This is a genomic window from Bradyrhizobium sp. USDA 3240 (genome assembly GCF_054063295.1).
In genome coordinates this window covers 2667375-2692200 of the sequence record NZ_JBSSGD010000002.1, presented here as the reverse complement: position 1 = coordinate 2692200, position 24826 = coordinate 2667375, and the positions used below count along the sequence as shown (strand labels likewise).

The 24826-nt window shown below is 64.6% G+C and carries 25 protein-coding genes, 1 pseudogene and 1 riboswitch; of the genes and pseudogenes, 12 read left to right on the top strand and 14 right to left on the bottom strand.

The window, feature by feature from the left end; translation table 11 throughout:
• The first annotated feature begins 145 nt into the window (after positions 1-145).
• Positions 146-769 carry an outer membrane protein gene (locus ACVIGA_RS13460; RefSeq protein WP_456666761.1) on the top strand — a complete coding sequence of 208 codons (624 nt, stop codon included), beginning with the start codon at positions 146-148 and terminating at the stop codon, positions 767-769.
• A gap of 275 nt (positions 770-1044) precedes the next feature.
• On the opposite strand, the gene ACVIGA_RS13455 is transcribed toward ACVIGA_RS13460, so the two are convergent.
• From ACVIGA_RS13455 to ACVIGA_RS13440, 4 genes are all read right to left on the bottom strand, one after another.
• Positions 1045-1257, bottom strand: a complete 213-nt coding sequence (locus ACVIGA_RS13455) for a cold-shock protein (RefSeq protein WP_016844477.1) — start codon at positions 1255-1257, stop codon at positions 1045-1047.
• Positions 1258-1518: 261 nt separating this feature from the next.
• The gene (locus tag ACVIGA_RS13450) at positions 1519-2379 is read right to left on the bottom strand and encodes a 23S rRNA (adenine(2030)-N(6))-methyltransferase RlmJ (RefSeq protein ID WP_456666760.1); all 861 of its coding nucleotides are present in this window, start codon (positions 2377-2379) and stop codon (positions 1519-1521) included.
• 159 nt (positions 2380-2538) lie between these two features.
• Complete coding sequence (locus tag ACVIGA_RS13445) at positions 2539-3225, bottom strand: ribonuclease T2 family protein (protein ID WP_456666759.1); 687 nt, start codon at positions 3223-3225, stop codon at positions 2539-2541.
• A 114-nt stretch (positions 3226-3339) separates the two neighbouring features.
• Positions 3340-3816, bottom strand: a complete 477-nt coding sequence (locus ACVIGA_RS13440) for a hypothetical protein (RefSeq protein ID WP_456666758.1) — start codon at positions 3814-3816, stop codon at positions 3340-3342.
• Between the two features lie 166 nt (positions 3817-3982).
• Between ACVIGA_RS13440 and ACVIGA_RS13435 the strand changes: the two genes are divergently transcribed.
• From ACVIGA_RS13435 to ACVIGA_RS13425, 3 genes are all read left to right on the top strand, one after another.
• Positions 3983-4282, top strand: coding sequence for a hypothetical protein (locus ACVIGA_RS13435; protein WP_212313433.1), 300 nt, complete (start codon positions 3983-3985; stop codon positions 4280-4282).
• A 43-nt stretch (positions 4283-4325) separates the two neighbouring features.
• On the top strand, positions 4326-4856 hold the full coding sequence (locus tag ACVIGA_RS13430) for a DUF3617 domain-containing protein (protein WP_456666757.1): 531 nt from the start codon (positions 4326-4328) through the stop codon (positions 4854-4856).
• A 669-nt stretch (positions 4857-5525) separates the two neighbouring features.
• Positions 5526-7799: a TonB-dependent siderophore receptor gene (locus tag ACVIGA_RS13425; protein WP_456666756.1), complete on the top strand. Its 2274-nt coding sequence runs from the start codon at positions 5526-5528 to the stop codon at positions 7797-7799.
• On the opposite strand, the gene ACVIGA_RS13420 is transcribed toward ACVIGA_RS13425, so the two are convergent.
• Genes ACVIGA_RS13420 through ACVIGA_RS13410 form a run of 3 tightly spaced genes read right to left on the bottom strand, consistent with a single transcriptional unit; the run spans position 7800 to position 10468 of the window.
• Entirely contained in the window at positions 7800-9185 is a 1386-nt protein-coding gene (locus ACVIGA_RS13420) for an ATP-binding protein (protein ID WP_097671587.1), read from the bottom strand. It abuts the gene before it with no gap.
• Between the two features lie 9 nt (positions 9186-9194).
• On the bottom strand, positions 9195-9917 hold the full coding sequence (locus ACVIGA_RS13415) for a response regulator (RefSeq protein ID WP_171948219.1): 723 nt from the start codon (positions 9915-9917) through the stop codon (positions 9195-9197).
• Between the two features lie 2 nt (positions 9918-9919).
• Positions 9920-10468 (bottom strand): MarR family winged helix-turn-helix transcriptional regulator, encoded by a 549-nt coding sequence (locus ACVIGA_RS13410; protein ID WP_456666755.1) that lies wholly within the window; start codon positions 10466-10468, stop codon positions 9920-9922.
• 330 nt (positions 10469-10798) lie between these two features.
• Between ACVIGA_RS13410 and ACVIGA_RS13405 the strand changes: the two genes are divergently transcribed.
• The 5 genes from ACVIGA_RS13405 to ACVIGA_RS13385 all read left to right on the top strand — a co-directional run bounded on the left by ACVIGA_RS13405 (position 10799) and on the right by ACVIGA_RS13385 (position 15020).
• The gene (locus tag ACVIGA_RS13405) at positions 10799-11878 is read left to right on the top strand and encodes a branched-chain amino acid aminotransferase (RefSeq protein WP_456666754.1); all 1080 of its coding nucleotides are present in this window, start codon (positions 10799-10801) and stop codon (positions 11876-11878) included.
• Between the two features lie 207 nt (positions 11879-12085).
• Positions 12086-12592: a YegJ family protein gene (locus ACVIGA_RS13400; RefSeq protein ID WP_456666753.1), complete on the top strand. Its 507-nt coding sequence runs from the start codon at positions 12086-12088 to the stop codon at positions 12590-12592.
• Positions 12593-12665: 73 nt separating this feature from the next.
• A complete protein-coding gene (gene hisS / locus ACVIGA_RS13395; protein ID WP_456666752.1) occupies positions 12666-14180 on the top strand; it encodes a histidine--tRNA ligase in 1515 nt (504 codons plus the stop codon).
• 113 nt (positions 14181-14293) lie between these two features.
• A complete protein-coding gene (locus tag ACVIGA_RS13390) occupies positions 14294-14497 on the top strand; it encodes a tautomerase family protein (protein WP_456670801.1) in 204 nt (67 codons plus the stop codon).
• Between the two features lie 112 nt (positions 14498-14609).
• Entirely contained in the window at positions 14610-15020 is a 411-nt protein-coding gene (locus tag ACVIGA_RS13385) for a thioesterase family protein (RefSeq protein ID WP_456666751.1), read from the top strand.
• A 145-nt stretch (positions 15021-15165) separates the two neighbouring features.
• Here ACVIGA_RS13385 and proC read toward each other — a convergent pair whose 3' ends face one another.
• Entirely contained in the window at positions 15166-15930 is a 765-nt protein-coding gene (gene proC, locus ACVIGA_RS13380; RefSeq protein WP_456670800.1) for a pyrroline-5-carboxylate reductase, read from the bottom strand.
• Between the two features lie 343 nt (positions 15931-16273).
• On the opposite strand from proC, the pseudogene ACVIGA_RS13375 reads away from it, so the two are divergent.
• A pseudogene (locus ACVIGA_RS13375) lies at positions 16274-17214 on the top strand (IS110 family transposase).
• Positions 17215-17272: 58 nt separating this feature from the next.
• Here ACVIGA_RS13375 and ACVIGA_RS13370 read toward each other — a convergent pair.
• Positions 17273-17773, bottom strand: coding sequence for a type III secretion system chaperone family protein (locus ACVIGA_RS13370; RefSeq protein WP_016844492.1), 501 nt, complete (start codon positions 17771-17773; stop codon positions 17273-17275).
• Positions 17774-18218: 445 nt separating this feature from the next.
• Positions 18219-18373, top strand: a riboswitch (FMN riboswitch).
• A 78-nt stretch (positions 18374-18451) separates the two neighbouring features.
• Between ACVIGA_RS13370 and ACVIGA_RS13365 the strand changes: the two genes are divergently transcribed.
• Entirely contained in the window at positions 18452-19033 is a 582-nt protein-coding gene (locus tag ACVIGA_RS13365; protein WP_375776906.1) for a 6,7-dimethyl-8-ribityllumazine synthase, read from the top strand.
• A 119-nt stretch (positions 19034-19152) separates the two neighbouring features.
• On the top strand, positions 19153-19959 hold the full coding sequence (locus ACVIGA_RS13360) for an SDR family NAD(P)-dependent oxidoreductase (protein WP_456666750.1): 807 nt from the start codon (positions 19153-19155) through the stop codon (positions 19957-19959).
• 164 nt (positions 19960-20123) lie between these two features.
• Here the strand turns inward: ACVIGA_RS13360 and ACVIGA_RS13355 are convergent, their stop codons facing one another.
• The 5 genes from ACVIGA_RS13355 to ACVIGA_RS13335 all read right to left on the bottom strand — a co-directional run bounded on the left by ACVIGA_RS13355 (position 20124) and on the right by ACVIGA_RS13335 (position 24801).
• On the bottom strand, positions 20124-21077 hold the full coding sequence (locus tag ACVIGA_RS13355; RefSeq protein WP_171948021.1) for a ribose-phosphate pyrophosphokinase: 954 nt from the start codon (positions 21075-21077) through the stop codon (positions 20124-20126).
• A gap of 178 nt (positions 21078-21255) precedes the next feature.
• On the bottom strand, positions 21256-21864 hold the full coding sequence (locus ACVIGA_RS13350; RefSeq protein ID WP_456666749.1) for a hypothetical protein: 609 nt from the start codon (positions 21862-21864) through the stop codon (positions 21256-21258).
• Positions 21865-21971: 107 nt separating this feature from the next.
• Positions 21972-22904: a MerR family transcriptional regulator gene (locus ACVIGA_RS13345; protein WP_456666748.1), complete on the bottom strand. Its 933-nt coding sequence runs from the start codon at positions 22902-22904 to the stop codon at positions 21972-21974.
• A gap of 74 nt (positions 22905-22978) precedes the next feature.
• Complete coding sequence (gene pgeF / locus ACVIGA_RS13340) at positions 22979-23746, bottom strand: peptidoglycan editing factor PgeF (RefSeq protein ID WP_456666747.1); 768 nt, start codon at positions 23744-23746, stop codon at positions 22979-22981.
• The gene (locus ACVIGA_RS13335) at positions 23743-24801 is read right to left on the bottom strand and encodes a class I SAM-dependent methyltransferase (RefSeq protein ID WP_456670799.1); all 1059 of its coding nucleotides are present in this window, start codon (positions 24799-24801) and stop codon (positions 23743-23745) included. Before ACVIGA_RS13335 ends, pgeF begins: the two co-directional genes overlap by 4 nt.
• Positions 24802-24826: the final 25 nt, after the last annotated feature.

Genomic DNA, 24826 nt, shown 5'->3' with positions numbered 1-24826 from the left:
TTAAGACTGATGAGCGGGCCGGTAACCGGGCTTAACAACCCTTTAACTTAAAACTCTCGATAAACCTTAGCGAAAAAAGTGGAATTCCGTAACCACGCCGGCCTCGGGCCTGCGGGCTGCGGCAGTTGCGTGGTGGAGAGTACCAATGACCCGGTTGGTTGCGCGTGCGCTGGCACTGATCGTCGCAGGCTGGACGACGTCGTCGGCGGCGGCCGATCTCAACTACGGCTCGCCCTATACCGTCTATCAGCCGCTCAATGCCTACAGCTGGGCCGGGCCCTATCTCGGCGGCAACGTCGGCTATGGCTGGGGTTCGGTCGAAAACAACCCGACCAAGCCGTCCGGTTTCGCCGGCGGCGTGCAGGCCGGCTACAATTTCCAGAACGGCTCTCCCTGGGTGTTCGGCATCGAGGCCGACATCCAGGGCACCACGGCCGACGATCGGTTCGCGCCGTGGAAGTTCTCCAACCCTTGGTTCGGCACGGTGCGCGGCCGCGCCGGCTATGCGGTCAACAACGTGCTGTTCTACGCGACCGGCGGTCTTGCCTTCGGCGAACTGCGCGGCGAGACCTTCGGCATATCGGAGTCGCATACCAATGCGGGCTTCACCGTCGGTGCCGGCGCCGAAATGGGCTTTGCCCCGCACTGGAGCGCCAAGATCGAATATCTCTACGTCGATCTCGCCAACAGCAACTTCACGATCACCGGCGGCGCGTCGAACGGTTACAGCTTCAGCCTGATTCGCGCCGGCATCAACTATCACTTCTGAGAACAAGAAAACGTCAGACATCAACTCCCGGCCGCGCGTCGCGTGGCCGGGTTTTTCTTTGTGCTGAGCACGTCGACATCACGCACTGCTGCATGAACGCCACGGCGTCCGCGAAACCGGTCGGACGGCCGCACGCATCCAATATGCGGGCACCGTCAGTCGCGTCCGCATCATGCAGGCGGTCTTGCAGCGAGCGCGAGCCACGCGCCCTGCGGTCAACTCACACGCAACGCTTCATTCGCTGTTCATCACGAGCCACGCACCGCGAGAGCTCATCATGAAACCACCAGGTTGACCGCCTTCGGGCCCTTGCCCTTCTTGTCCGGTTCAACCTCGAACGTAATGCGCTGTCCTTCAGTCAGGTCCTTCAACCCTGCACGCTCGACAGCCGTGATGTGAACGAACACATCGCGGCCGCCATCGTCAGGCTTGATGAAGCCATAGCCACGCTCTCCGTTGAAGAACTTGACTGTCCCAGTCATGGCCATCGGGAAAACTCCTCCCCCGTATTGCTCCACCGCTACGCGCACGCCGCGTAGTGGTTGACCGACATTCGCTTGTCGGAAGCTTGGCCACCTGAACAAGCCGGCGTCACGCCGCCGGTCTGCCTGGATTTTATTTCGGCCTTGTCACTCCGCCGCAACCATTCGCGGAAGCGGAACGTAAAGCCAGTCGTAACAGGATGAGCATAATACGGTTCCGCGCGCGTTGCCTATGCTCAAATAGAACTTTTCAGTGGGTGCTACCGTTCAAGGTTTAGGCGTTTCGAGTCTGAAGCGTCCGGCGCCGCCTTGACCAAGCGGCTTCTCGAGTTCGGGCAGGATGATCTTCAGCTCGCCCGCCAGCGTCCACGGCGGATTCACTATCAAAAGGCCGGTGGAAACGAGGCCTGCGTCCACTTCTTGCGGCGCCACACTGAATTCCAAACGCAAGCATTTGCCCGCGGGCCGGCTGCTTGCTGCTGTCGCGGCAACGCTGCGTGCGAGCTCGTCGGAAACTCTCCGGGATTTTACGGGGTACCACAAAAGGTACGCGCCGGTCGGCCACTTCGCGAACGCTGCCGTGAAGGCACTGGCCAGTCGCTCGAACTCGTCCTTCGCTTCGAACGGCGGATCGATCAGCACCAGGCCGCGCCGCTCGTTCGGCGGCACGAATGCGGGCAGCGCCATCCAGCCATCGAGATCGACGACGCGCGCCTGCGCATCGCGTCGCAATGCATCGATCAATTGCTTGCGCGCCGCAGGCTCGATCTCGCAGGCCGTCAGACGGTCTTGCGGACGCAGCAGCGCCCGCGCGATCAACGGCGAGCCGGGATAGGCTTTCAGTTCGCCTCGCGGATTGAATGCCCTGACGATGTCGAGATAGGGCCCGATCAGCGGCAGCGCCTTGTCGGAGAGCCGCGCCTGCATCAGCCGCGCAATGCCGGTCAACCATTCGCCGCCGCGCTGCGCTTCACTCGATGTCAAATCATAGAGGCCGGCGCCGGCATGGGTGTCGATGACGCGGAACGGCGCCTGCTTTTCCTGCAAATAGGTGAGCATGCGCACCAGCACGATGTGCTTGATGACGTCGGCAAAGCTGCCGGCATGAAAGGCGTGACGATAGTTCATGCGATGACGCTGCGCTCCAGAGGGTGCGCATGTTGTACTGCGTCATGCCCGGCCTGTCCCGGGCATCATGCCTTATCTCGCTGGTTTCGTGGTGGCGTCCATGGCCGGGACACTCGGCACAACGACGCGCGCCTGCCCGGCCGTGAGGTGGACGAGACGTCAGCCGCCGCGAACCGGCGGCATCAGCACCTGATCGCGGCGGCAGGCGCGGCGATCGATTTCCTCGCAGGAGCGGAATTGCAGATCCTTGCTGAGGCAGATCCGCACTTCGCTGAGCCGCTTGCTGTCGCAGGTCACCGAGATCGCGGAGTTGCTGAGCCCCGGATTGGCCTTGATGAACGCCGTCTCCAGCTCGTCGGGCGCGATCGTCTTCGGCTCCGTCAATTGCAGGAATTCCTCGGGGATCTTCACCGCGGCGCGGGCCTTGCGGATGGCTTCGAAATAGGCGCGCTCGCCGAGGCCGGAGCAGGTGCCGTGCTTGTCCCACTCGTTGTAGATCAGCCCGGGCGCCGGCATCAGGTCGAGCATCGAGGTCATGATGTTGCGGGCGAGGCGGGGCGAGGGGCGCTGGCAGTATTCCGGAAAGCCCCGCTCATATTGCGGCCACAGCCCGTGCACCACGAACGAGTATGGCCGTCCGCCGCACTGCGCCTGGGTGCCGCGGCCATTGTTGCCGCGCTCGCTCGCCGCCTCGCAGAACGAGGGCGACCACGACAGCGACAGCACATAGAAATCGAACTCACCGGGCGCATTCTGCCGGCGATCCTGGGCCGAGGCCCCCATCGCACCACACAGAACGAAGGCAGCTGAAATCAGAAATCGGGAAATTGTGACCAACCGAGGCATCAAACGCTCCCCTCACGCGACCATTCAGAGCCTAGCAGGCTACTGGAACATTTCAAGAACAAAAGCCGCCGTCTGGGTGGCGGCGGCTTCCGTTTTGACCGAACTGGTCGGAGATCAGGGCCGGGCGGCCTTGCAGGACGGGTTATAAGCCCAGTTGCGGTCGAGCCCGGCGACGCACCATTCGACGCCCTGACTGAGGCCGGCAAAGCCGCCGTCCTCGATGATCGAATAGTGCACCTTGCGCACCTTGCCGTCGCTCAACATCGCATCGCCCGAGCAATAGCGGCGCGGAATATTGTCGGACTGCCAGGGACGGAAGGCGGTTTCGTGGATCCGGTTGTAGCCGGTGATCACGAGCGGCGAATTCCAGAAGGTGGCTTCCTTTTCCTGAAATTGGTTGCTGATGATCGCCAGGGCCTTCTCGCAGGGGGCCACATTGCCGTCATAGCGCGGGCCGGACAGCCAAAAATTGAGTTCGAACGGATTGGCGGCCTGAGCCGTGCCCCCGAACGCCAGAAGGCCGACCACGAGCGCGGCGCCGAGGCCGAGCTTATGGCTGAGTTTATTGGGGGAGTTGAACAGGTTGCGCATGGGAATCCACCCGATGATCCGATGCGGCGGACGGTGCCGTGAAGCCCCGGCAAGGTCAAGTGCAGCGCGGCAACACCTGCGGAGAAGTCCACTTCCGGCAGCCGGCTCGTTCTTTCCATGGTCGCCGGCGCGCTCTATGTTGGTCGCCAGCGAAATGGAGTCTGCGATGCGAAGGAAATTGGCCGCGTGCCTGGTTGCCGTTAGCGGGATGCTGGCCGTTGGTCCGGCGCAAGCCGACTGGATGCAGCCGGTGCCACCGTTCAAGGGCAATGATACCGGCGGTATCATCGCCTATTCGCTGGCGGCCCAGACTGACGCGCGGCAGCTCGCCGTCGATCACTGCGCTTCCTACGGCAAGGTGGTCAAGTTCCTTGCGATGCAGCGCTATCCGGGCGGCTACATCTCCTTTGCCTGCCGCTGGGTACCCTATGGTTCGGCTCAGAGGCCGGTGCGCACGCTCTACTGAGCGCGCTCCAAATCCTTCGATCGTTCAGCCGGGAGCTCACCGCATGACCCGACAGCTTGCCTTGCTTGGTTCTGCTGTTTGCCTTGTCCTGTCCACCGGTGCTGCGAGCGCCGTCGACCTGCCGACCCGCAAGGCGGGTCTGTGGGAGATGAAGATGGTGCGCACCGGCGGGCCGATGCCGGAAATCACCATGCAGCACTGCACCGACGAGACCACCGACAAGGAGATGAGCGCGGCGGCCTCGCCGATGGCCAAGGAAGTCTGCTCCAAGCAGGACATCCAGAAGACCGCGACCGGCTATGTCAGCGACAGCGTGTGCAGCGTCGCCGGCATGTCGATGAAGAGCCATGCCGAGATCGTCGGCGATTTCAATTCCGCCTACACGGTCAAGAGCAGCTCGCACGCGGAGGGCGGCGCAGCGGGCTCCCGCGACACCACGATGACCATCGAGGCGAAATGGCTCGGCGCCTGCAAGAGCGACCAGAAGCCCGGTGACATCATCATGCCCGGCGGCATGAAGATGAACGTCAAGGACATGGAAAAGCTGAAGGGCCTGCTGCCCAAGCAGAAGTAGGCGCAGCGCCTTCGATTGCCGCCGCGCGCCTGAGCACGTCCTCGCTCAATTCGAGAGGACGTGGCGTTTTGCACCACCATCATTGCGGACAGCGCGCGACAAGATTGCCAAGCCGCTTTGCGCTGCCTGTCATCGGGCGTGCGTTCGCGCGACCCAGTTTGCGATGATGCGCGCGCCAGCGCATTCGCTTCACCGTTGTCGCTAAAGGTTGACGCCTGGCGCTCGTCTCGCCGCACAACAGTCACCGGCCGCTCACCTTCAGTAGATTGGACGTCAAACATGATGTCCGGTGTTGGTCGCGGCCACGCGCAATGCACCACCGCATTGCAGGGTGAGATCAACATCGTTGAATGATCGCTGCGTGCCTCGCGCTCGAGAGTCTCAGAGAGAGCGAGGACGTGCAGCGAATTCCTCGCACTGAAAAATCTGCTGCGACAACATGTCTTTTGAATCGCTCCAGTGTCGCGCATCTCGAATCATTCCAGTGTCGTGCATTGCGCGCTTCAATGGATTCTATTTTGCGCGTGTGGAATTTCGCGCATCCCGCCGATAGAAGTTCGCCCCAATCGATGCCCGCTCAATGACGAACACGCGGCTCGATCAAGATCGGCCTTGCGGAAGTGTGGGGATTGTTTGGTGGGAATGGCTTCGTCGCGGAGCAAGCGCAGCTTGCTTGCATCAACGGCTGCGATCAACGCAGCGTTTCTCGGTTCGGTCTTGCTGGTGCCGATGGGTACGAACGTCGCCAGCGCTCAGGCACAAACCAGCACTCCGCAAAACAATGTCAGCGTGCTTCCTGCCGTGACGGTGGATGAACCTGACACTGCAAGGAAGCGCAGTGCCGCCGCCTCGAGTCGGAACGCCAGGTCTTCGCGCGCCACCGTATCGAACCGACGCCGCACCGTTGCGGCGCCCGCTCAGAACCAGGCTCCGCGGTCGCAAGGCGCGGCCGGCACGGTCGGTGCAACGACCGGTTATGTTGCGACCGGCAGCACGGCCGGCACCAAGACCAACACGGCGCTGATCGAGACGCCGCAGTCGCTGTCGGTCGTCACGCAGAAGGAGCTCAGGGATCGCAACGTTCAGACGCTCAAGGACGCCGTCAATTACACGCCCGGCGTCACGACCACGGCGTTCGGCTATGATCCCCGGTTCGATAGTTTCTACATCCGTGGCTTCGATGCGACCTATACCGGGATCTATCGCGACGGCCTTCGCCAGGGCGGCGGCAACTTCGCCATTCCCAAGATCGAACCTTACGGTCTCGACAGCGTGTCGATCCTTCGTGGACCGGCCTCGGGCCTCTACGGCCTCGGCTCTCCGGGCGGCATCGTCGACGTCACCACGAAGCGGCCGACCATGACGCCGTTCGGCGAGGTGCAGCTGCAGACCGGCAACTATGATCGTTACCAGGGCAGCTTCGATATCGGTGGCCCGGTGCCCGGCAGCGACCAATTGTACTATCGCCTGACGGGTCTGCTCCGTGACGCCAAGACCTGGTATCCCGGCAACGACGACGATCGCACCTACATCGCGCCCGCGCTGACCTGGCGGCCCGACGTCGATACGTCCTTCACGATCCTCAGCGAATATCAAAGCAGCCGAACCGCCGCGAGCATCGGCAACTTCCGCACGCCCGACGGACAATTGACCAACATCTATTCGAACGATCCGGCCTTCAGCGCCATGGATCAGAAGCAGTATCGCATCGGCTACGCGTTCGAGCACAATGTCGACGACGTCTGGACGGTGCGGCAGAACTTCCGCTTCTATCAGGTCGACACCGACGCGAAATACACCCAGATCGATTCCATCGACAGCAGCACCAATCTCGCGTCGCGATCCGCGTGGCGGATCCTGGATAGCTTCAATACGGTGACGCTCGACAACCAGGCCGAGGCCAAGTTCATGCTCGGCGCGATCAAGAACACGGCGCTGTTCGGCGTTGATTACGGGCACTCCTACTACAACGACAAGATCGGCTACGGGGCGGCTCCCGATCTCAATCTCCTGACGATGAATTACGGTGCCCAGGCGATCGCGTCGCCGGCATTCTCGATCTTCAACAAGCAGTCGACCGACGAGGTCGGGGTCTATGCGCAGGAGCAGGCCAAGCTCGGCGGCTTCGTTCTGACGCTCAATGGCCGGCAGAGCTGGGTCTCGCAGACGACGACCGCAGGCCTCGACGGCGTGCCGTCAACGCAGAAGGCCACCGCCTTCACGGGCCGCGCGGGCCTCGCTTACGTCTTCGACAACGGCATTGCGCCTTATGTCAGCTACGCGACGGCATTCGCTCCGCAGGTCGGCGTCGATGCATCGGGATCGCCGTTCAAGCCGACCACCGGCGAGCAGAAGGAAATCGGCATCAAGTACCAGATGCCGCAGGTGCCGGTGCTGTTGACCGCCGCGGTGTTCGACATCACGCAGGACAATGTGCTGCGCACCGATCCGAGCAACATGGCGTTCCAGGCGGCAACCGGACAGGTCGAATCGAAGGGCGTGGAGCTCGAGGCGAAGCTGGCGCTCAAGCAGGGATTTGATCTCACCGCGGCCTACACCCATCTCAACGTCGTGATCACACAGGGCAATCCCGATACGACCGGCAATGAGCTCTCCGGCATTCCGAGGAATTCCTTCGCCGCCTTCGGCAAATACACCTTCCAGTCCGGCGTCCCGGTCGAAGGGCTCGGGCTCGGCCTCGGTGTCCGTTACATCGGGACCAACTTCGGCAATGACCAGAATACGTTCCAGAATGCGGCGAGAACGTTGTTCGATGCGGTGATCGACTACGATCTCGGCAAGCTCGACCGGCGCTTGCTCGGCGCCACCGCGCGCTTGAACGCGACCAATCTGTTCGACACCCGCTACCAGACCTGTCAGTCCGGCTACTGCTATGCCGGCGAACGGCGTCAGGTGATCGGCACCCTGTCTTACCGCTGGTAGCTACACCGGAATCCGCACCGCCGCGCGCAGGCCGCCCATCGGGCTTTCGCCGAGCATGATGTCGCCGCCATGCGAGCGGGCGATGTCGCGGGCGATCGCAAGTCCGAGGCCGCTGCCGCCTTCGTCCTGGTTGCGGGCGTCGTCGAGCCGCAGGAAGGGCTTGAACACTTCCTCGCGCATGGCGGCGGGGATGCCAGGGCCGTCGTCGTCGACCGTGATGTTGAGATAGCGGTGGTCGCGCTGGCCGGTGATCGAGATCGTGTTGGCGTGGCGCGCCGCGTTGGAGACGAGATTGGCGAGACAGCGCTTGAATGAGGCCGGCTTCACCGTGACGACGGGCAGGCCGTGGAACGCGACGGTTGCGGTGTGGCCGTGACGTTCGGCGTCGCTGCGCAATTCCTCCAGCGCCATCGCCATGTCGGTCGGCTGCGCGACCTCGCCGGAATCGCCGCGTGCGAAGGCAAGGTAGTCCTCCAGCATCATCGACATCTCGTCGACGTCCTTGCGCATCGCGTCGATCTCGGGGCCTTCACCGATCAGGGCGAGTTCGAGCTTGAAGCGGGTCAGGATGGTGCGCAGATCATGCGACACGCCGGCGAGCATCGCGGTGCGCTGCTCGATCGAACGCTCGACGCGCGCCTTCATCTCGATGAAGGCCTGCGCCGCGCGCCGCACCTCGCGCGCACCGCGCGGCCGGAAGTTCGGCGCCTCTCGGCCCTTGCCGAAGCTTTCGGCGGCATCGGCCAGTCTGAGGATCGGCTTGATCTGGTTGCGCAGGAACAGCACGGCGACGATCAGCAGGATCGACGAGGTGCCGACCATCCAGAAGATGAAGATCTCCGAGTTGGAGGCGTAGGCCGCGCTGCGCTGGGCGAAGATCCGCATCACGGAATCGTCGAGCTGGACGCGGATCTCGACCAGGTTGGACTTGCCGACGGTGTCGATCCAGAACGGACGGCTGATCTGGCGGCCGAGCTGCACTGACAGGGTCTGGTCGAGAAGCGAGAAGAACGGCTTCGGCCCCGGCGGCGGCATGTCGCCGGCGGGGAGGAAGTCGACCACCAGCTGCAGCTTCTGGGCGATGCCGCGCAGCTGCGCGCGGTCCTTGTCCTGCGGATAGATCTTGTAGACGTCGATCAGCGCGGCGATGTCGGAGACCACCGCGGCGGACAGGCGGCGCGTCACCGTGTTCCAGTGCCGCTCCATGAACACGAACGCGACCACGGTCTGCAAGATCACCATCGGCACGATCATGATCAGCAGCGCGCGCGCATAGAGGCCGGTCGGCATCCAGCTCTTGAACGCGTTGCCCATCCAGCCGTTCGCCTTCGAGACGCGCTGCGAGGCGTTCTTGATCAGGGTCAGGCCGGTGTCGAGCGTGCTCATGGCTGCATCTTACGGCGAGGCGACCAGGCGATAGCCGATGCCGCGTACCGCCTGCAGGAACAGCGGATTGGCGGGATCGTGCTCGATCTTGCGGCGCAGGCGGTTGATCTGGACGTCGACCGCGCGCTCATTGACGGTGCCGCCGCTGGTCAATTCGCCGCGCGGCACGGTCTCGCCGGGCGCGCTTGCGAGGATACGCAGCATCTCGCGCTCGCGGTCGGTGAGATGGATGATCTCCTCGCCCTGGCGCAGCTCGCTGCGTTCGATGTGGAAGATGTAGGGGCCGAACGCGATCTGCTCGACCACAGTGACTTGCGGCGGCGCGGTGCGCTTGAGGATATTGCCGATGCGCAGCACCAGCTCGCGCGGCTCGAACGGCTTGGCGACATAGTCGTCGGCGCCGATCTGCAGGCCCTCGATGCGGGCTTCCGCCTCATGGCGGGCGGTCAGCATGATGATCGGCACCGTCGAGGAGGTGCGGATGAAGCGGGCGAGGTCGAAGCCGTTCTCGCCGGGCATCATCACGTCGAGGATCAGCAGGTCGAAATGCAGCCCGAGCAGCTTGGCGCGCGCGTCGGTGGCGCTCATGGCCGTCGTGACGCGATAGCCTTCGCCGGAGAGGAAGCGCGACAACAGGTCGCGAATGCGCCGGTCGTCGTCGACCAGCAGGAGATGCGGCGCGTCGTCGGCCGGCTCGACCGGCGTGCGCACCAGGGTTGCAGCCTGCACCAGGTTCACTCCCTTGTTTTTCTGCCGCCGCCGAAGATCGCTTCGAGCACCTTGTCGGGATCGTCGCGGTCGATCATCGCGCGGAGGAATTGGCGAACCGTCTCGACGCCGGCCGGATCGATGCCGGCGATGGCGCGGTTGATGCGGTCGGTCTGCAGCCCTGCGAGCTTGGCGACCAGCGCCTCGCCCTTCGGCGTCGCGTAGAGCAGGCGCTGCCGGCGGTCGTTGTTGCCGGTCTTCTGCACGATGTAGGCTTCGTCCAGCAGCTGCTTGAGCACGCGTCCGAGCGACTGCTTGGTGATGCGCAGGACGTCGAGCAGGTCGGCGACCTTCAGGCCGGGATAGCGGGTGACGAAGTGGATGACGCGGTGGTGGGCGCGGCCGAAGCCGAACGCCTCCAGCTCCTGGTCGGCGTCGCCGACAAAGTCGCGGTAGGCGAAGAACAACAGCTCGATGATGTCCCAGCGCAGGTCGCGGCCACCCGCCGCAGGAGCGTGATCATCTCCCTGCGAATCGGGCTTGGCAGCCATGCCTGAGAAATTTATGTCAGTCATATTGACGTATCTTGGGTTCAATGTTACAAAACTGCCAGTCACGACGAAACATTAGGTCGTTTCGTCCCCGACAGCGTTTGAGGCGGCCTGAAAGAGCCTGTGTGGCGGTTTGGGCCGCGAATTGGACTACCGTGCGATTGTCGAGCGGCATTTCGGCAAACATACTGGACTTCAGCACTCCGCAAAAGCATGTCTAACCGGCATGTTGGCGATGGAAACCGGCTGGGTTGCCGGCGGTGGTGAAGTTTGCACCAGCCGAGCCTGATGGCTCCGGGGGAAACAGGCCGTCGCCCGGTATGGCGCCGGTTCCGACAGCGGAAAGCAAGAAAAATGACTTTGAAATTCGACATCCAGCCTTCGCCGAACGCCACATCCGACAAGGATCGTGCAGCGAAGCTCGTGGACCCGGGCTTCGGCCGCGTCTTCACCGACCACATGGCGATCGTCCGCTACAGCCAGGGCAAGGGCTGGCACAGCGCCCGCGTCGAGGCACGCGCGAATTTTCCGCTCGATCCGGCCGGCGCGGTGCTGCACTACGCCCAGGAAATTTTCGAAGGTCTCAAGGCCTACCGGCGCGACGATGGCGGTGTGAACCTGTTCCGTCCCGACGCCAATGCGCGGCGCTTCCACGATTCGGCCGACCGCATGGCGATGGCGCCGCTGCCCGAGGAGGTGTTCATCGACGCGGTCGAGCAGCTGGTGCGGATGGATCGCGCCTGGATCCCGGGCGGCGAGGGCAGTCTCTATCTGCGGCCGTTCATGATCGCGAGCGAGGTCTTCCTCGGCGTGAAGCCGTCGGCGGAATACATCTTCTCGGTCATCGCATCGCCGGTCGGCTCCTATTTCAAGGGCGGTCCCGCGCCGGTCTCGATCTGGGTGTCGGAAAATTACACGCGGGCCGCGATCGGTGGTACCGGCGCCGTCAAGTGCGGCGGCAACTATGCCGCAAGCCTGCGCGCGCAGGCGGAAGCGATCGAGCGCGGCTGCGACCAGGTCGTGTTCCTCGACGCGGTTGAGCGCCGCTACATCGAGGAGCTCGGCGGCATGAACATCTTCTTCGCGTTCGACGACGGCTCGCTCTCGACGCCGCCGCTCGGCACCATCCTGCCCGGCATCACCCGCGACTCGATCATCGCGCTTGCCAAGGATGCCGGCACGCGCGTGCGCGAGGAGCCCTACACGATCCAGCAGTGGCGTGCCGACGCTGCCAGCGGCAAGCTGAAGGAAGCCTTCGCCTGCGGCACCGCGGCCGTCATCTCGCCGATCGGCAAGGTGTGCTCGGCGAGCGGCGACTTCCAGATCAGCGGCGGCGTGGCCGGCCCGGTCGCGATGGGCCTCCGCAAGAAGCTGGTCGACATCCAGTACGGTCGCACCAACGACCCGCATAACTGGATCAGGAACGTCGCCTGACGCAGCGGTTCCACTGCTGACTTCGATTTGGCGCCTCTCCTTTGCAAAGGGAGAGGCGCTTTCGCTTTGCAACTCCAGCAGCACGCCGACGCTTTGTCGCGGCCGTCATTTTTCCGTGTCATCCGCCGTCATCGCATGAACGGCCTGCCGCGAGCGCGCGACAAAGTCTCGCCTCCCGCTTCAAACAATCCCCATTCACGTGATGACATGACCAAAACTCCCGTAACACGTCTGACCTGTGCCGTGCTGATCGCGGCTGCGTTCGCGCTCGCCGGAACCAACACGGCGCGCGCCGAGGACCGCTCGCCGGTGATCGATGTCCGCACCGCCGACCCGGAGATGAATGCCGCGATCAGCCATGCGCGCGAAACGCTCCCGGCGTTCTGGGCCTCCTATGAGGCGCCAAAACCGTCGGAGACCCAGCACTCGCTCAAGGTCCGCTTTCCGACCCATCGCAACGAGGGCGAGCACATCTGGATGCGCGAGGTGAAGAAGCTGCCGAGCGGCGGCTATTCCGGCCGGTTCGCCAACCAGCCGCGCGACCTGCCGGGCAAGCGGGCCGGCGACCTCGCCGAGTTCAAGGGCGCCGACATCTCCGACTGGATGTTCATGCGCAACGGCAAGATCGTCGGCGGCGAGACCATCAAGTCGCTGCTGAAATCGATGCCGAAAGCCGACGCCGACGCGCTTCGCGCGCGGATGGAGCAGCCCTGAGGACCGGTGTTCGGCCGCGGCGGCGGCGCAGAGCCGGGTTGCCGCCTTGCGCGTCCGCTGGTAAACGCCGCCAATGGCCGAGAAACCCAAAAAACCCCAGAAACTGAAGGCGCGCCTGCCGCGCGGGCTGGAAGATCGCGGCCCGGCCGCGATCAATGCCACGCGGGCGATGGTCGAGAAGATCCGCGCCGTCTACGAACTCTACGGCTTCGAGCCGGTGGAGACGCCGGCGATGGAATATACCGACGCGCTCGGCAAATTCCTGCCCGACCAGGACCGCCCCAACGAAGGCGTGTTCTCGTTCCAGGACGATGACGAGCAGTGGATCTCGCTGCGCTACGACCTGACCGCGCCGCTGGCGCGCTATGTCGCGGAGAACTTCGACGCGCTGCCGAAGCCGTACCGGTCCTATCGGTTCGGCTATGTGTTCCGCAACGAGAAGCCGGGTCCGGGCCGCTTCCGCCAGTTCATGCAGTTCGATGCCGACACGGTCGGCTCGGCGACGCCGGCGGCCGACGCCGAAATCTGCATGATGGCGGCCGACACGATGGAAGCGCTCGGCATTCCGCGCGGCTCCTATGTCGTGAAGGTCAACAACCGCAAGGTGCTCGACGGCGTGCTCGAGGCGATCGGTCTCGGCGGCGACGACAATGCAGGTCGCAGGCTCACAGTGCTGCGCGCGATCGACAAGCTCGACAAGTTTCCTGCCGACGAGGTCCGCAAGCTGCTTGGCCCCGGACGATGGGATGGCGGCGAAGAGGGCAAGGGCGACTTTACCAAGGGCGCCGAGCTGAGCCCGGCGGATGCCGACATCGTGCTCGCCGTCACGCAGCAGCGCGCGGATTGGCGAGAGGCCATCGCTGCGGCCGAGACCTACCTGGCGAAGAGTGAAGTCGGTCAGGCGGGCGTGAGCGAGCTCGAAGAGATCGCGAAACTGGTCGCGGCGTCCGGCTATGGCGCGGATCGCATCCGCATCGATCCGACCGTCGTTCGCGGTCTCGAATACTACACCGGCCCGGTCTACGAGGTTGAACTGCTGCTCGATACCAAGGACGAGAAGGGCCGCCCGGTGCGGTTCGGCTCGGTCGGTGGCGGCGGCCGCTATGACGGGCTCGTCTCGCGCTTCCGCGGCGAGCCGGTGCCGGCGACCGGCTTCTCGATCGGCGTCTCGCGGCTGCAGGCCGCGCTCACGATGCTCGGCCAGCTCGATACGCAGGCCGAATTCGGGCCCGTCGTCGTCACCGTGTTCGATCGCGACCGCGTCGCGGACTATCAGAAGATGGTCACGCAGCTGCGCCAGGCCGGCATCCGCGCCGAGCTCTATCTCGGTAACCCGAAGAACATGGGCAACCAGCTCAAATATGCCGACCGCCGCAATTCGCCCTGCGTGATCATTCAGGGCTCGGATGAGAAGGCGCGCGGCGAGGTGCAGATCAAGGATTTGATCGAGGGCGCCAAGGCGGCGGCCGCGATCGCGTCCAATCAGGAATGGCGCGAAACGCGCCCCGCCCAGTTCTCCTGCGCTGAGGTCGATCTGGTCGCCAAGGTTCGTGAGGTGCTCGCGCGCCACGACGTGAACTGGGGATAGCTGGTTTGTCGTGCGCGGGCTTGACCCGCGCATCCATCTTCAAAAAGATGGCGCGCCAGCCAGACCGGCAGACGACCGGTCTGCGCGTCAACAACAACCAGGGAGTTATTCCGATGCCCGAGATCACCGTGAGCATGGCCGCCGGCCGCACCGACGAGCAGAAGGCCGGCATGATGCGCGACATCACCCAGGCGCTGGTGAAGAACCTCGGCGTCGACGCCGACGCCGTCGTGATCCAGATCAACGAAGCGCCGCTGCATCACAAGATGAAGGGCGGCAAGACCTTCGTCGAGCGCGCGGCTGTGGCGAAGAAGTGACGCGTTAGCGTCATCCCGGGGCGCGCATTAGCGCGAACCCGGGATCTCGATCAACAATCTCCAGATTCCGGGTTCACGCTTCGCGTGCCCCGGAATGACGAGCAAGGTCTCCATGGACGCACGCGATTTCATCAAGATCGGCATGAGCGCCGAGCGCATGCTGGTGGTGCCGCCGGAGCGCACGGTCGGGCATTTCGTGCCCGGCATGCCGATGGTCTATGCGACGCCGATGATGATCCTCGAAATGGAGATGGCGTCGGGCGATGCCATCCGCAGCGCGTTGCAGCCCGGCTGGGTCACCGTCGGGACCGAGGTCGATATTCGCCATCTCGCCGCCGCGCTCGTCGGGTCCACAGTGCGGACCACCGCAAAGGTGATCGCGGTCGAGCGCCGCGTGATCCGCTTCGCGGTCAAGGCCTTTGAGGGCGCGCGCAAGCTCGGCGAAGGCCGCCACGCCCGCGGCCTGATCAATGTCGAGAGTTTTAACAAGCGGCTCGCCGGGACGTCGGGCCAGGCGCAGTAAGCGAAACGGCCGACGCGCACCGATCCACTTGTTCGAACGTCATCCTGGGGTGCGCGCCCTTGCGCGCCTCGAAGGATGGCCGCGGGCCGTGCACCCTTCGAGGCTCGCTTCGCGAGCACCTCAGGGTGACGGGATCAGCAGGCAGCTACTTCGCCAATTCCTTCGAGCGCCGGGTCGCGGCAGCAATGGCGCGGGTCATCAGCGGCTGCATGCCGTCGCTCGCCATCAGCACCTCGAGCGCAGCGGCGGTGGTGCCGCCGGGCGAGGTGACATTCTGCCGCAGCGTCGCCGACGGCAGATCGGAGCGATGCAGCAACTCGCCGGAGCCGGCGACGGTCGCACGCGCCAGCGTGGTCGCGAGCTGCTCGGGCAGGCCGGCCGCGACGCCGGCGCGGGCCAGCTCCTCGGCGAGCAGGAAGACATAGGCCGGGCCGGAGCCGGAGACCGCGGTCACCGCGTCCATCAAGCTCTCATCGTCGACCCATTCGACCAGTCCGGTCGCCTTCAGCAGCGCGTCCGTCATGGCGCGCTGCGCGGCGGTGACGCGCTTCGAGGGCACCGCGACCGTGATGCCGCGGCCGATCGCCGCCGGCGTGTTCGGCATTGCGCGCACCACCGCGCCGCCAACCACTTCTTCCAGCGCTGACATCGTCGTGCCGGCCATGATCGAGACCACGAGCGTCGACGGACCGACCAGCGCCTTCAGCGCGGCGCCGGCGTCGCGGAACGATTGCGGCTTCACCGCGACGACCAGTGCGTCGACCGTACCGAGATCCGTCGCCTGCGGATTGAGCCGCACGCCCTTGGCGGCAAGCGCGGAGATCTCGGGCGAAAGATGCGGATCGATCACCGCGACATGCTTCGGCGAAAGGCCCTGCGCGAGCCAGCCGGTCAGCATCGCGCCGCCCATCTTGCCCGCGCCCGCGAGCGCGATGATGCCGGTCGAATCTTTCAGTGCGTTGGTTGTGTTCACAGGTGTCACCGCTCGTCGTCCCGGCGAAGGCCGGGACCCATAACCACAGGTCGTTCTAGTAAAGCGAAGCGGGCGCCACAAGCAGTTTGCTCAACCACTGGGGCCGGGGAGTATGGGTCCCTGTGTCTTGGAAGTCTGTCATGATGGGGTGGGCGGGAAGCCGTTGGGTCCTTGGCGCTTGACGCCGTGAGCCGGCTCGGTCTCCCGCCCGTTCCATCTACAAACCTGAACAGTTGCACGAGGCTGCGCCAACAGACCTCGCATCACAGGGACAGGCACCGTGATCATAGCTCTTCGTTACGTCGGAATCGACATCTCCAAAAAACACCTCGATATCTTTGATGAGGCTGACGGCGTGCCGAGGCGCATTGCCAACGCGACACAGGCCATCACACAGCAGGTGGCGCGTTGGCAATGCGATGCGCTGGTCGTCTTCGAGGCGACGGGTATCTATGACCTCGCGCTTCGCGAGGCGCTACGTCAGGCCGGATCCAGTTCGCACGGATCAACCCGGCCCGTGCCCGCGACTTTGCACGGGCTAGCGGCCTGCTCGCCAAGACCGATCCGATCGATGCGCGGATGCTGGCAGCCTTTGCGCGGGCCATGCAGCCCGCCCCCGAGCAGGTCGCCGATCCTGCACGCAACGCCTTGGCGAGGCTTGCAAAACGGCGGGATCAGCTGGTCCTGATGCGCGCCCAGGAGAAGAACCGGCGCAGCGAGGCCGACGATCGCGCCATGGCCGAACGCATTGGCCGCCTCATCGAGGTCCTCGACAGCGAGATCGCCGAGATCGAGGCCGACATCAGCGCATTGATTAAAGCCGAAGCGGAGATCGCGGACGATGCGAAGTTAATGCGTTCGCTGCCCGGCGTGGGTCCCGTGGCCTGCATGCAGCTCATCGCGCAGATGCCGGAACTCGGGCGGATCGGACCGAAACAGCTCGCAGCGCTCGCTGGCCTTGCCCCCTTCAACGTCGACAGCGGCGCCTTCCGCGGCAAGCGCAAGATTGCGGGCGGCCGAAAGCGCGTTCGTGACGCCCTTTATATGGCGGCCCTCAACGCAGTCCGCAGAGCTGATCCGTTCAAGGCCTTCTATGCACGACTGCGACAGGCCGGAAAACCAGCCAAACTCGCCCTCATCGCCGTCGCCAGGAAGCTGCTGACGGTCCTCAATGCCATCATGCGAGACCGAAAGCCGTACCTGCAAACCAAACCAACATAACAGTTGCCGGCTCCCGTGCGCAATTGCGCACTAGGCCGGGACGACACTGAGGATGCGCTTACGCCTCGCCCTCGGTATCGAACATCGCGGCGGCCATCGCCTCGGCAGTCGACTTGCCGGCCCACACCACGAACTGGAACGCCGGATAGTAGCGCTCGCAGGCGTGGATCGCGTTGACCACCATGGCCTCGCATTGCGCGGTGGACGCGGTGAGGCCGCCGGGCAGCACCAGCGCCTGGCGATGCATCACCATGCCGGTGTGGGTCCACAGATCGAAATGGCCGACCCACAATTGTTCGTTGATCGCGGCGACCAGCCGCTGCACCTCGGCGCGCCGCGCCTGCGGCATCTTCATGTCGAAGGCACATGCGAGATGCAGCGCCTCGATCTCTCCCATCCAGGTGAAGGAGAGCTGATAATCGATCCAGTCTCCCTTGGAGACGATCGTCACCTCGTCTTCGCCGGAACGCTCGAACGCCCAGTTGTTGTCGGTGGCGATATCTTCGACCACCGCAAGCGGGTTGTTCCGGGAATCGATAATGCTTTCGAGGAGGGACATGCCGTCTCGGACCTTGTTCTTATGATCGCTTGATACGCACACGGAAGCCGGCACTTGCGACATACTGCGTCGTGGCCGAGTGCAGTTCCCTGACCGGGCTTCCGGATGCCCCTGGACCTGACGCCGATGAAGTGATGTGATTTGCGGAATCCGCGCAACCGCACGCCGAGTCCGTCCACAGCCAAAGCGCGCATCGTCCACAGCTGATCTCCGCCACACTTGTGATTTTACGAACAAATCGGAATCTAGGCGTTCGCGTAACGATTTATTAACCATTTGCCGGCGCCTCGCCGCACGCGTGAATCAGCGTTTCGGGCGCTCACATCTCTCTGCAAGAGCCGCGGCGCGCTCATGGGGACATGCCGTTTCCCCATGCCAAAGGTGCTTGCCCCGCTGTCGCGGTTTGGTCATATTTCGCCTCAGGCACGTCCATCCCCGGGCGTGCCGATGTTCTCAGGGCGGGGCGAAAATCCCCACCGGCGGTAAAGGGCGATGAGCCCAAGCCCGCGAGCGCCTTCTTCCGTGAAGCCGGTAGAAGGGTCAGCAGATTCGGTGCAATTCCGAAGCCGACGGTTACAGTCCGGATGAAAGAGAACGGTTGCGGCAGCCAACGCGATTTTCGCGTGGGCTTGTGTCGTTGTCCGTGTGCCCTGATTCTGGTCCTGAAAGAGGAAAGCCATGAATCAGATGTTGCAAGACCAAGACGTTCAAGCTTCTCAAGTCCAGACCTCCCAAGCAGAAAGTGTTCCGGATACGCCGGCTCGTCCGCCGACGCCGGAGCATCCGCACTTCGCAAAGCCGCAGCGGGTTGCCTTCGTGCAGTCGTCCTGGCATCGCGATGTGGTGGAAGAGTGCCGCATCTCTTTCCTGAAGGAGATCGAGGCGCGCCACATCACCAATGTCGATGTGTTCGAAGTGCCGGGCTCGTTCGAGATCCCGCTGCATGCGCAGCTGCTGGCGAAGACGCGCCGCTACACCGCGATCGTCGCGGCCGGGCTCGTTGTCGATGGCGGCATCTACCGCCACGAATTCGTCGCCGATACCGTGATCAAGGCGCTGATGGATGTGCAGTTGCGCACCGAGGTGCCGGTGTTCTCGGCGGTGCTGACCCCGCAGCAATTCCACGAGACCGAAGTGCATTACGACTTCTTCCGCAAGCACTTCGTGATCAAGGGGATCGAGGTCGCGGAAGCCTGCGCCAACACGCTGCTCAGCCTCGAACGGCTGCGCGGTCAGGTCGCGGCGGGGATACCTGGTTAACGCGTCAATAGTTTAAGGCCCGACGCAAAAGCGATTCCGGCATGCGTGCCGGGATCGCGCTCGCAGCCAGCGCGTTCGGTTATGCTTGCCGGCATAATCAGAACGCGCGGGAGGCGCTCATGACCGAACAACATTCTTCCGACTGGCTTGGCCTGTCGGGCCGCGTTGCCGTCGTCACCGGCGGAGGCGGCGGCATCGGCCGCGCCACCGCAGTCAGTTTCGCGCGCGCCGGCGCCAGGGTCGCGGCCCTCGATCGCGATGAGCGCGGGCTGGCGGAGACCAAGGCGAAGCTTCGCGAGTTCGGCGACGGTCATCTCGTCGCAAGTTGCGACACGACCAGTGAGGACAATGTCGCGGCTGCCGCCGACGCCGTCGCGAACGCGCTTGGTCCGTGCGACATCCTCGTCAATACCGCGGCGGTGCTGCGTCCCGGCGGGCTCGACACGCTGCCGCTCGCCGAATGGAACGCGGTGCTGGCGATCAATCTCACCGGCTATTTCATCTGCGCGCAGGCGTTCGGCCGCCAGATGCGCAAGGCCGGGCGAGGCAGCCTCATCCATATTGCCTCGATCGCCGCCCGCAACGCGCAGGGGCAGAGCGGCGCCTACAGCGTCAGCAAGGCCGCCGTCGTGATGCTCTCGCAGCAACTCGCCGCCGAATGGGGGCCGTACGGCATCCGCAGCAATGTGGTCAGCCCGGGCCTCGTCGTCACGCCGATGAGCCAGGCGTTCTACGATACGCCCGGGGTTACCGAGCGGCGCACCGCTGTGGTGCCGATGCGCCGGATCGGCGCGCCGCAGGACATGGCGGACGCGACCCTGTTCCTGGCGAGCGATCGCTCGTCCTACGTCAATGGCGAGGAGATCATCGTCGATGGCGGCTATGCGCGGACGCTGATGAGCCACGTGCCGCGGCCGGGGTTTTAGCGGAGTGGGTGCCGCCGCAAATTCGCCGTCGTCCCGGCCTTGAGCCGGGACCCATAACCACGAATGCGAATTGGTTTACAACGCTGGAGCCACAGCCTTCGCAACAACAATGGGCTGTGGTTATGGGTCCCGGCTTTCGCCGGGACGACAGCGAGTATGAGGCTCTAATCGAACAGGCTCGACACCGACTCTTCCGCGGCGGTGCGGCCGATCGCTTCGGCGATCAGGCCGGCGATAGAGATCTGGCGGATGTTCGGCGCCTTGTTGACGGCTTCGGTCGGCAGGATCGAGTCGGTGATGACCAGTTCCTTCAGCCGCGACGAGGCAATCCGCGCTGCGGCGCCGCCGGACAGCACGCCGTGGGTGATGTAGGCCGAGACTTCCTTGGCGCCGTGCGCGATCAGCGCCTCGGCCGCGTTCACCAGTGTGCCGCCGGAATCGACGATGTCGTCGACCAGGATGCAGTTGTAGCCGGCGACGTCGCCGATCACGTTCATCACCTCGGACTCGCCGGGGCGCTCGCGGCGCTTGTCGACGATCGCAAGCGGGGTGTTGATGCGCTTGGCGAGGCCGCGGGCACGCGCCACGCCGCCGACGTCGGGCGACACCACCATCACCTTGGCGAGATCGAACTTCTCTCTGATATCGCGCACCATCAAGGGCGCCGCGAACAGATTGTCGGTCGGGATGTCGAAGAAGCCCTGGATCTGGCCGGCGTGCAGGTCGAGCGTCATGACGCGATCGACGCCGGAGTGCGAGATCAGGTTGGCGACGAGTTTAGCCGAGATCGGCGTACGTGAGCCGGACCTGCGATCCTGCCTGGCGTAGCCGAAATAGGGCACCACCGCGGTGATGCGGCGCGCCGAGGAACGGCGCAGCGCGTCGGTGATGATTAAGAGCTCCATCAGATTGTCGTTGGCCGGATACGACGTCGACTGAATGATGAACATGTCCGAACCGCGGACGTTCTCCTGGATCTCGACGAAGATCTCCATGTCGGCGAAGCGCCGGACCACGGCCTTGGTCAGTTCGATGCCAAGTCCCTTGGCAATGTCCTGCGCCAGCGCAGGATTGGAGTTGCCGGCGACGAGCTTGATTGATCCGTTCTTTGCCGACATCGATGCTTCCCCCCGCGCCTTGCTGGATACGACGTTCAGCATCTCAAGTCCTTACAGAACCGGCGGGTTTTCGGTGCGCGAGGGAATATCAGGCAGGCGGCTCCGATGGCAACCCATTAGGCGCTTCGGCCCACGTTTTCCTGGGCAAAAAACGCCTTTCCCCGGGAGATTCCGGGCGTTAGTTGGCGGAGTAGCTGAGGGCCACGGTTTCGGGCGCGGCGGGGGCCGGGGCGCTGACCATCGCTGGCCCACGGAGCTCCGGCGCCGGGCTGTTCGCCGGGCCGCCATTGATCATGCTGGACAGGCCGCTGAGGCCGGCCTGGGCGATCTTGCGCAGCACCAGATCGTCGGCGGCGGCCCAGGCGTCGCGGCCGGCCTTGCCGGCGGGCTCTTCGCCGGACAGCCGGAGCGCCCGTTGCTGGTTGCTGTCGTAGACGTCCCAGACCCACGCGATCATGGTGCGGCCGCGCACCACCTGCGCCGAGAGATAGCTGCGGACGCGATAGGCCGCGGTGGCCTGGCGCGACACGATCGACAGGCTGCGCAGCTTGGATTCGCTGTCGAGCACACCGACCATGCGGTCGAACACCTGGGGCGGCGGGCCGTCGATCGATTCGAAGGCGACGGTTGCGCCGCCGCTTGCGGGCGTCGCCATGGCGTAGGAGTCGGCCACGTTGCCGCCGGCCGCGCATCCGCCGAGTGCGGACGCAATCGCCAGCCATGTGGCTGCGATCGCGGCGCGCACGACTGTCCCAGTTTGAAACTGGTGGTTTGACGCTTCCCTCATTGCGTCCTGCGATATCGTTAAAATGGCTTAACGTCTAGGGCAGGACGGCCACAGCGCTTAGCAGTCGACTGGTCAAGCGCCGCGCGGGGACAGGATCGAATTCCTCGTCAGTCAGCGAGATGATGCCGCATGGCATCGACGATCCAGGCCCATTCCCGGTTCGGGCTGCTGTCGGGCCGCTGCCCCCGCATGATAGCGACCAACTCCCAATAGCGTGCGGCGCGGTCGTCATGCTGGGCGTATTTGGCGCGAAGCCAGTTGCGGAAATCCAGGTCGGGCTGCCGGCCCATCAATCGGGCCGAGGCTTCCAGCCATCGTCGCGCGATCGCGCTGCCGGTGTCGGATGTTGGTTCGAGCCCGTCGTCGATCGCCTGCTTTGCCTCGCGCACAATGGCGTCGCTTGCAGCCTGGCAGGCCTCCATGTCGAAGGCGTCGCGATCCCAGGCGTCGCTGGCGTTCGCGCGCATTTGGGCGACGAAGGAGGGATCGTTGAGGATCGACGACAGCTCGATCCAGGCATCGCATTGCTCGGGTGTCGGCTCGTCGGGCAATTCGGGCACCGTCGTCTCGATCATCTGCCGGACCCATTTCCGGTCGATGTTGATGCCGTCGGACACCTTCTCGAAAAAGCGTTCGACGACGTTGCGGCGCTCGGCGCGGGACAGCTGCGTCATGGTCAGGAATCTCCGTAAGTCTGCTTCGGTGAGTTGCGGTGAACGCAACGCAGCCCGCAGGGCCGAGGCGACGCGGCGCTGTGCCGCGATCTCCGCTTCCAGCGTCTCGAGACGGAGCTTCAGCGCCTCGACCAGCGAGAGTTCCTTGCTCAGGACCTCACGGATGGCGTCGAGACCGAGCCCCGCATCGCGCAGGCAGCGGATCAGGTCGAGGCGAACCAGTTCGTCGTCGGTGAAGACGCGATAGCCGCTCGCGGTGCGGCCGGCCGGCGGCAGCAACCCCTGGTCCGCATAGAAGCGGAGCCTGCGGACGGAAATTCCGCTGAGCCGCGCCGCCTCGCCGATGCTGTAGGTGCGTTGTGTCATGCGCTGCTTGTCCGGTCTCCAGCAGGTGGAGAGTCAAGCCGCTTGTCGCATAGAAACGAAGATGACGCCCGGCGTCAGCCTTCCAGCGCGATGGCGTGAACGTGGCGGCCGTAATCGGCTTCCTTGCGGTGCACGGAGCGGCGGTAGCTGAAGCAGCGCTCGTCGGAATAGGTGTCGATGCCGAGATCGTCGATCATCAGCACGCCGGCATTTTCCAGCCGCATCCGGATGAAGGCGGGGAGATCGAACATCGCGTGGGCGTCGCGTTCGGCGGGCATGAAGAACATGCCGTTCTCGGCATCGGCCTCGATGAAGCGTTCGACGAATTCACGTCCGACCTCGTAGGATTCCTTGCGGATCAGCGGGCCGATCGCGGCGGCGATGCCGCCGCGATCGGCGCCGAGTTTCTCCATCGCATCGATGGTCGATTCCAGCACGCCGGTCAGCGCGCCCTTCCAGCCGGCATGCGCCGCGCCGATCACCCGCGCATGGGGATCGACGAACAGGATCGGACCGCAGTCGGCCGTCGTGACCGAGATCGCAAGCCCTTCGGTGCGTGTGACGAGCGCGTCCGCCTTCGGGCGCGCGGCGCCATTCCATGGTCCGGTCACGGCCACGACGTCGGGCGAATGCACCTGATGCACGCTGATCAGGTGGTCGGACGGCACGCCGAGCTGCTCCGCCATCCGCCGCCGGTTCTCCGCGACCTTGGCCGGATCGTCGCGCGAGCCGAGCCCGCCATTGAGGCCGGCATAGATGCCCTCGGAGACGCCGCCCTCGCGCGAGAAGAAGGCGTGGCGCAGGCTTGGTATGGCCGACAGCAGCGGTGATCCCAATGTCATTGTTCGGTCTCGTCAGGCTGATCGCTGAGGCCAGCGATCGAGGTGAGGCGCGGGTCGGAGATGGCCATGACCTTGAACATCGAGCCCATCCCGCCGCGCCCGGAATCGGTCAGGCGCTTCAGCGCGCCGGCAATGTCGCCGGAAACCTCGGGTGAGGCCTTCGCCATCAATCCCGCGGCACGGGCTTCGACGCCGAGGCGCTTGAGGAAGTCGCCCTGCGTCGCCGGCCCGTGGACGCGCGCGCCGACATCCTCGGCGGCGCGCGCCAGGGCCTGGAAATCGACATGCGCCGTGATGTCGGCCTGTCCCGGATTCTTCAGCGGGTCGGCGAAGCTGTGGCGCGCGATCGCCTGGAAGGTATCGCCGGCGTCGCTGCGCAGATGGCCGTAATCGATGATCAGCGCGGCGCCGTCCTGGTCGCGCAGGCGCGTTGCGAGCTTCATGATCTCGTTGTCGGGCCGCCATTCGAACACCGCGCCGAGCGGTGCGGCGCGCACCAGCGGCGGCAGCAGCACCTCGAAATGCGGTGTCGGCTCGGCGGCTGGCGCGAAGTACAGGCTGCCATTGGCATCCATCCCGACAGTGCGCTCGTGCCAGCCGGTCTCGCGGCGGACCATCTGGTGGATCGGCAACACGTCGAAATATTCGTTGGCGAGGATCACCGCCGGTCCCTCCGGCACGTCGTCGATGCTGTCGTGCCAGGTGATGTTGCGCACGCCGGCCAGCGTGGCGTACTGCTTCTCGCGCAGCACCGGATTGACCTCGACGAGGTGGATGCTGAGCGACTGGTACAGCGGCGGCAGCACGCGCAGCGCACGCAGCGCATCTGACATCATGGTGCCGCGGCCGGGCCCGAGCTCGATCAGACGGAGCGTGTCCGGCGAGCCGATCGCGCGCCAGATCGAGGCGCTCCACAGCCCGAGCAGTTCGCCGAACATCTGGCTGACCTCGGGCGCCGTGGTGAAATCGCCCTCGCGGCCGAGCGGATCGCGCGACAGATAGTAGCCGTAGCGCGGATGCATCAGGCACAATTCCATGTAGCGCCAGACCGGCATCGGCCCGGACAGCTTGATCAGCTTC